The following is a 7,143-nucleotide window of genomic DNA, read 5'->3' as shown; positions in this document are numbered from 1 at the left end:
GGAATGGAGGTATAGAAATGACAAGATGCGCCCTGGAAAAATTAAATGAAAATCCTCACAAATTCTGAGATGAGAGCACTGTATATCTGGTTCCTCTCCGAAAATAGAAAAGACGGCGGAATGCCGGAATGAATGGCAAGGGGGGCATTAAAAAGTTTTACAATATTTTTATGTCAGATGATGGAGGTAAAAAATGATAAAGAGAAACATCAGAAAATACAGGATAATGGAAAAGCACATAGAATTCACTAGGCATGGAATGTATTACGAAGCTAAAGCGCTTCTGCGGCTTCTCCAGAATGGCCATGTGCGTCTTGGACTTGATGATTCCTCATACAACGCGGAAATATTTTTGGAAAGCATCGGGTGCCCTGTGTCTTACGGGAGGACTTATTCAACTGCAACATTCAGGCTTTAATGCAGCCGCCGCAGAGGATACACGCCGGACCACTACCGGCGGCTTTTAAAATCTCCGCTTGTCCGATACAGCCGGCGAGGCTCACGACCTGCAAGTGGATTTCCAAATAAATGATAATGATAAGGAGGCGAACACATGAGCAGACATCCAACTATAATCAAGGTCAGGCGCGGCATAAACGGCTTTAAATACTCCGCCTGCGACAAAGACGGCTGTTTCATTAGAAATTTTGAAAAGTTATCAGACGTGCGGCGGCATTGGTCTCCCGAAATCAAATGGGGGCAGGTTGTTCTTATCCGGGAGCTGGATAAAATGCCGGATGTATCAAAGATCGAAGCGGCAAAGGCGGCTGTAAAAAGTATTTTAATGGCATATGCGAAAAAGCGGGGGTGGTAAGCCTGCCCCTCTTCGTGTGCACCTTGACAAATATATGTTGACCCCGCAAAATCAAATTTAAGCCGTCTTTATGTTCTATTGGTATTTTTATCGCCAAAAGCCACAAAATCAAAAATAGAGCCATTCAGAGCTCCCACAAAGGCTTTTATGCCATGACGCACAAACCTCTGTTATTCTCCTGCCCTATCTGCTTAAAATATACACTTTGCCAATCGTCTCAAAATCATTTACTGGGATTTTTTAAAGAATATTTGCAAAAAAATAAACCAATTTGTGGTCGATTTATCTTTAGCAGCACTTGCACAGGGTTCTCCTTTCCTGTGTATTTTTTACTCGAACATATGTTAGAATACCTTTTTGAATACCTCATCGTTTAGCAATCGCATTTTTGCAAATATTTTTTCGAAATAAAAAAGCGCTGAAACTCAGTATTCACCAAGGTTTCCAGCACTTTTCGGGTTGGGCTGTTCTTCTAAAGAACAAGCAGCTGATAGGGGAATCGAACCCCTGTTTCCGCCGTGAGAGGGCGGCGTCTTGACCGCTTGACCAATCAGCCATCTGCAAATACCGCTCTTTTTGCTGTATCAGCGGTACTTGCTTATCATAATACATCTCCGGAAAAATTGCAAGTATTTTTTTAAAAATTTCTACAATTTTTTTTGAAGCGCTTTTTCCGCCTGCCTGTCATACAAAGTCAAAAATACTGATCTGGTTGGATTCCGGCAGGTCCCCCAAAAGATTCAGGGAATCCATCAAATCAATAACCGTTTTGGAAACCTTGGTGCGCTGCCTGAAATCATCCTTAGACAGGAAAGGGCCATCCTTTGCCGCCTCCACAATGGCATCTGCCGCCTTCTCCCCCAGTCCGTCGATACTGTTTAAGGAAGGCATCAGCTTCCCGTCCACAATCTGAAAGGCCCGGGATTTTGCCCTGAAAATATCGATGGGCACAAATTCATAGCCTCTTGCATACATTTCCTGCACCACCCGCATGTCACCATAAGCATCCTTCTCCTTGTTGGACAGACTGTCACTCCGTTTTTTATAGTCCGCCATAATGCTTTCCAAATGCCTCTGGCCCTGGCACATAATCTCATAGGAAAAGGCCTTGGCCCGGATGCTGAAAAATGCGCCGTAATAAGCCAGCGGATAATATATCTTACAGTAGGCAATACGCCAGGCCATCATAACATAAGCAGCCGCGTGGGCCTTAGGAAACATATATTTGATTTTTTTGCAGGATTCTATGTACCAGTCCGGCACATTCTTCTCCTTCATGGCCGCAATCCACTCCTCCTTCAGACCCTTTCCCTTGCGGACGCTCTCCATGATGGTAAAGGACAGACTGGGTTCCACTCCCATTTGAATCAGATAAAGCATAATGTCGTCACGGGTACAGATGGCCGTTGCAATGGTTGCCGTTCCTTCCAAAATCAGTGTCTGGGCATTTCCAAGCCACACATCCGTTCCATGTGCCAGACCGGCAATCCGCACCAGGTCCGAAAAGGACTGGGGCTTTGCGTCGATCAGCATCTGCATGGCAAAGTCCGTACCAAATTCCGGTATTCCAAGAGCCCCCAGCTTACACCCTCCGATCTGATCCGGTGTAATGCCCAGGGCATCCGTATTCTGAAACAGGGACATTACCTTAGGATCGTCCAGGGGTATGGTGGTAGGGTCCTTTTGGGTCAAATCCTGAAGCATGCGAATCATCGTAGGATCATCATGTCCCAGAATATCCAGCTTTAACAGATTGTGGTCAATGGAGTGATAGTCAAAATGGGTGGTAATGGTGTCGGTGGTCATATCGTTCGCCGGGTGCTGAACCGGGGTAAAGGAATTGATATCCTGTCCCAGGGGAAGCACCACAATACCGCCGGGATGCTGTCCGGTGCTTCGCCTTACGCCCGTACAGCCTGCGGTGATACGGTTGATTTCACAGGTCCGCTTGTGAACGCCCCGCTCCTCATAATAATTTTTCACATATCCGAAAGCCGTTTTGTCTGCCAGCGTTGCAATGGTGCCCGCTCGGAAGGTCTGTCCCGCGCCAAAAATAACCTCCGTATACTTGTGGGCCTTGGACTGGTACTCTCCGGAGAAATTCAAATCAATATCCGGCTCCTTGTCTCCCTTAAAGCCCAAAAAGGTCTCAAAGGGGATGTCAAAGCCGTCCTTGTTGAGCTTTTCTCCGCAGACAGGGCACAGCTTGTCCGGCATATCAATGCCTGCCTTGCCCGCATAAGCCTTTACATCCTCCCCGTCAAAATCCACATAGTGGCATTTGCTGCAATAATAATGGGGGCTTAAGGGATTGACCTCGGTGATCCCCGACATAGTAGCCACAAAGGAGCTTCCTACGGAGCCTCTGGAGCCCACCAGATACCCATCCTCCACAGACTTCCATACCAGCTTCTGGGCGATAATATACATCACCGCAAAGCCATTGTTGATGATGGAATGCAGCTCCTTTTCCAGCCGCTCCTCCACGATTTTGGGAAGGTCTGGGCCGTAAATCTCGTGGGCTTTATTGTAGCAGATTTCCGTCAGCGTCTTATCACTGTCTGGAATCACCGGAGGACATTTATCCGGCCGCACAGGCGAGATGGTCTCTATCATGTCTGCGATCAGATTGGTGTTGGTGATCACCACCTCCTTTGCCTTATCGCTGCCCAGATAAGCAAATTCCTCCAGCATTTCCTCTGTGGTGTGCAGATAAAGGGGGGCCTGCTCGTCCGCATCCTCAAAGCCCTTTCCGGCCATGATGATTCTGCGGTAGACCTCATCCTCTGGATCCAGGAAATGCACGTCGCAGGTAGCCGCCACAGGCTTATGAAACTGCTCTCCCAGCTCCACGATCCTGCGGTTGATATTCTGAATATCCTCCACGGAATTGACATTTCTCACCTTTTCTGAGGCGATCATAAAACGATTGTTGCCGCAGGGCTGTATTTCCAGATAATCATAAAAGTTAACCAGCCTTGCGATCTGGGCGTCGGACTGCCCATCCAAAAGCGCCCTGTAAAGCTCTCCTGCCTCGCAGGCGCTGCCAAGGAGCAGTCCCTCTCTGTATTTCATCACCAGGCTTTTTGGCACTCTGGGACGTTTGTTGAAATAAGTCAAATGGGACTCGGACACCAAACGATAGAGATTGATTCTTCCCAGATCATTTTTTGCCAGAATAATGGCATGATAAGAAGGGAGCTTCTTTACCATATCCACGCTGGCAGCTCCCAGCGCATTCACCTGCGCCAGAGTATACACCTCTTCCTTTGCAAGCATCTTGATAAACCGCACAAAAATATGGGCTGTTGCCTCCGCATCGTCCACCGCACGGTGATGGTTTTCCAGGGATATTCCCAGAGTTTTCGCCACCGCATCCAGGGTATGCTTGGCCTGATGGGGCAAAAGCACCCTGGCAATGCCCACGGTATCCACATAGGTATATTCCGTGGGATATCCCAGCCTTCTGGCGTTTTCCATGATAAAGCTCATATCAAAGCCCGCATTATGGGCCACCAGAATACAGCCCTGACAAAAATGCAGAAATTCCGGTAAAACCTCCTCTATTTCAGGAGCGTCCAGTACCATATCGTCTCTGATCCCCGTCAGCTTTTCTATCTCAAAGGGTATGGGCGTCTTAGGATTCACAAAGGTGGAATAACGGTCCACAATTTCGCCCCCTGACACCTTCACCGCACCGATCTCAATAATACGGTTATTCACCGGCGAAAATCCCGTGGTCTCTATGTCAAATACCACAAAGTCATCCGAAAGGCTCTGTCCTCTTTCGCCTGTCACAATTTCCCTCAGGTCATCCACCAGATAAGCTTCCATGCCATAAATAATTTTAAAGAAATCCTGCTTGTCCGGATTTTCTTCCCCGGCCTCCCTGCGCTTTGCCTTCTCCGCCTTCCACAAATCCTCCCACACATGATTGGCGTCGGTGAAGCTCTGCACCACCCCATGATCTGTGATGGCAATGGCCCTATGTCCCCACTGATAGGCCCGTTTTACGATGTCCTTGGCCTCTGACACGCCGTCCATATCGCTCATCTTAGTATGGCAGTGCAGCTCCACGCGCTTCACCGGTGCGGTATCCGTCCTGCTTGTGATAAAATCCGGAATTTTCTTGATTCCGGCCACGGAGCCTATGGTCAGCTCATGATCAAATTTGTCCACCATGCTGATGCCCTTCACCTTGATGAAAGCGCCGGGCTTAAGTCCCTTCGTGATCTCCTCTGCCTGGTCATTGCCTGCGAACATCTTCACGGTTATGGTGTCCGTAAAATCGGTTACATCAAAGATGATGATTGTCTTTTCATTCCTGATTTCCCGCTTGTCCAGGGTAAGGATTTTGCCCCGGATGACCACCTCCCCGATTTCTCCGATGATTTCCTCTATCTTTACGGGCTCCTCCTCAAAGTCCCTTCCGTAGAGCACGTCAGGATTATCAGAGCGTCTGACGCTCCTTCCATAGTCGCCTCCCCGCCTGAATTCTCCCTTTTTCCATTCTCCCCGTCCCTTTTCCGGACTCTTTTGTGCCGTGGGCGTCTGCGCCTCCCTCCGGCCCGCCATACCGGCCTCTTTCTGCCCCCTGCCGCCAAAATCAGCCTTCCCAGGCCCGCCAGGAGAACGTGCCGCGCCAGCCGTTCCATGAACCTCAGAGTCCTGCCCGCCGGCCGTGCCCGCCTTTACCCTGCGGCAGATTTCGTCCACCTTCATCTGGATTCTGCGTCTGTCATCCTCAGCATATTTCCCTGTCTGTCCTTCCTTGTAATCTGTCTGCACCATTACCTGAAAGCCACAGCGTTCCACCAGAACCTTTTCCAATATTCTGACAAGCTCTTCCTCCTTGCTTCTGATCAGGACAGAGTCCTCCAGGGTCAAAAGCACCCTATCCTTTGACGGAAAGGTAATATCCGCCGTCTTAAAGGCACTATATTCCACATGACTGTACTCCCTAAGCTCCGCCAGAATACTTTCTCTATAAATGTCCAAAAGCTTCTCCGGATCATACTGAGCCGACAGGGAAAACCTCTCGTATATTTTCACCGTCATGTTTCTATTGGGAAAAAGCTGCCTCTTAATCTGATTCTCCGCCTCCCAGATATGATCCTTTACGATCAGTCTGGTACTGAATAAATACACTCTCAGAAAATCCCTGCTTTTAGTTGAAGAGATTTTCTCCACGCTGGTCTGCTCCATAATATCCTGCACATCCGGTTTCAGCTTCAGCGTTGGAAATACTTCAAAAAACGGTTTACCCATATTGTTTCACCTAATTCCAGTTATCCAGTTCTTCCTTTAATGCCGCAAGCAGCTGTTCCTCCTTCACCTTGCGGACAATTTCCCCCTTTTTGATTAAAAGTCCCTCGCCTATGCCTCCGGCGATTCCAATATCTGCTTCCCTGGCCTCCCCGGGACCGTTTACCACGCATCCCATCACAGCCACCTTGATATCAAGGGGATAGTCCTCCACCAGTCTTTCCACCTTTTGTGCCAGTCCGATCAGGTCAATCTGGGTTCTTCCGCAGGTAGGGCAGGAAACCACCTCAATCCCACCCTTTCTAAGACCCAGGGTACGCAAAATCAATCTGGCCGACTTGATCTCCTCCACCGGATTTCCCGTCAGGGAAACCCGTATGGTATCTCCGATTCCCTGATAGAGAATAATACCAAGCCCCACCGCAGATTTGATATTGCCGCTCTGCACCGTGCCTGCTTCTGTAATGCCCACATGGAGCGGATAAGCGGTCTTTCCCGCAAGCAGCTCATGGGCCTTTACGCACATCAGCACGTCAGAGGACTTAATGCTGATTACCAGATTATCATAGCCCATATCCTCTATCATGTGCACCTTGTCAAGGGCGCTCTCCACAATAGCCTGGGCCGTTACCCCTCCATATTTTTCCAGAAGAGGTTTTTCCAGGGAACCGCTGTTTACCCCCACCCGGATGGGAATGTTGCGTTCCTTCGCCGTCTCCACCACAGCCCGCACCCTGTCAGGGGCGCCGATATTTCCCGGATTGATGCGTATTTTGTCTGCGCCGTTTTCCATGGCGGCAACAGCCAGCCGGTAATCAAAATGAATGTCCGCCACCAGGGGGATGTGTATCCGCTTTTTTATCTCCAAAAGGGCTTTTGCCGCCTCCATGTCAGGCACAGTACAGCGGATGATCTCGCAGCCCGCCGCCTCAAGGCTTAAAATCTGCGCCACAGTGGCCTCCACATCCTGGGTTTTTGTATTTGTCATGGACTGAATCAATATGGGATTTCCCCCGCCGATCTTTCTGTCCCCTATCTGTATCACCTTGGTATTGTCTCTGTAC

At 49.2% G+C, this 7,143-nt stretch carries 4 protein-coding genes and 1 tRNA gene; 2 read left to right on the top strand and 3 right to left on the bottom strand.

Going from position 1 to position 7,143, the window contains the following annotated elements:
* Window positions 1-193: 193 nt before the first annotated feature.
* Together AC1WIP_RS09050 and AC1WIP_RS09045 are read left to right on the top strand one after the other, a co-directional pair.
* Window positions 194-418 (top strand): hypothetical protein, encoded by a 225-nt coding sequence (locus tag AC1WIP_RS09050; RefSeq protein ID WP_481141535.1) that lies wholly within the window; start codon window positions 194-196, stop codon window positions 416-418.
* A 135-nt stretch (window positions 419-553) separates the two neighbouring features.
* Window positions 554-814, top strand: a complete 261-nt coding sequence (locus tag AC1WIP_RS09045) for a hypothetical protein (RefSeq protein WP_481141534.1) — start codon at window positions 554-556, stop codon at window positions 812-814.
* Window positions 815-1,298: 484 nt separating this feature from the next.
* On the opposite strand, the gene AC1WIP_RS09040 is transcribed toward AC1WIP_RS09045, so the two are convergent.
* From AC1WIP_RS09040 to ispG, 3 genes are all read right to left on the bottom strand, one after another.
* Window positions 1,299-1,370, bottom strand: a tRNA-Glu gene (locus AC1WIP_RS09040).
* Window positions 1,371-1,498: 128 nt separating this feature from the next.
* Window positions 1,499-6,082, bottom strand: a complete 4,584-nt coding sequence (locus AC1WIP_RS09035; RefSeq protein ID WP_481141533.1) for a PolC-type DNA polymerase III — start codon at window positions 6,080-6,082, stop codon at window positions 1,499-1,501.
* Between the two features lie 10 nt (window positions 6,083-6,092).
* The coding region (ispG, locus tag AC1WIP_RS09030) for a flavodoxin-dependent (E)-4-hydroxy-3-methylbut-2-enyl-diphosphate synthase (protein ID WP_481141532.1) at window positions 6,093-7,143 on the bottom strand (1,051 nt) is incomplete at its 5' end.

The sequence above is a fragment of the Acetatifactor sp. genome (assembly GCF_982438285.1).
This window is presented reverse-complemented; position numbering and strand designations above follow the sequence as displayed.

Bases quoted from the DNA above. Each gene is read 5' to 3' on its own strand.
- AC1WIP_RS09045 (WP_481141534.1), top strand. From the start codon at position 554: ATGAGCAGACATCCAACTATAATCAAGGTCAGGCGCGGCATAAACGGC.
- AC1WIP_RS09050 (WP_481141535.1), top strand. From the start codon at position 194: ATGATAAAGAGAAACATCAGAAAATACAGGATAATGGAAAAGCACATA.
- AC1WIP_RS09035 (WP_481141533.1), bottom strand. From the start codon at position 6,082: ATGGGTAAACCGTTTTTTGAAGTATTTCCAACGCTGAAGCTGAAACCG.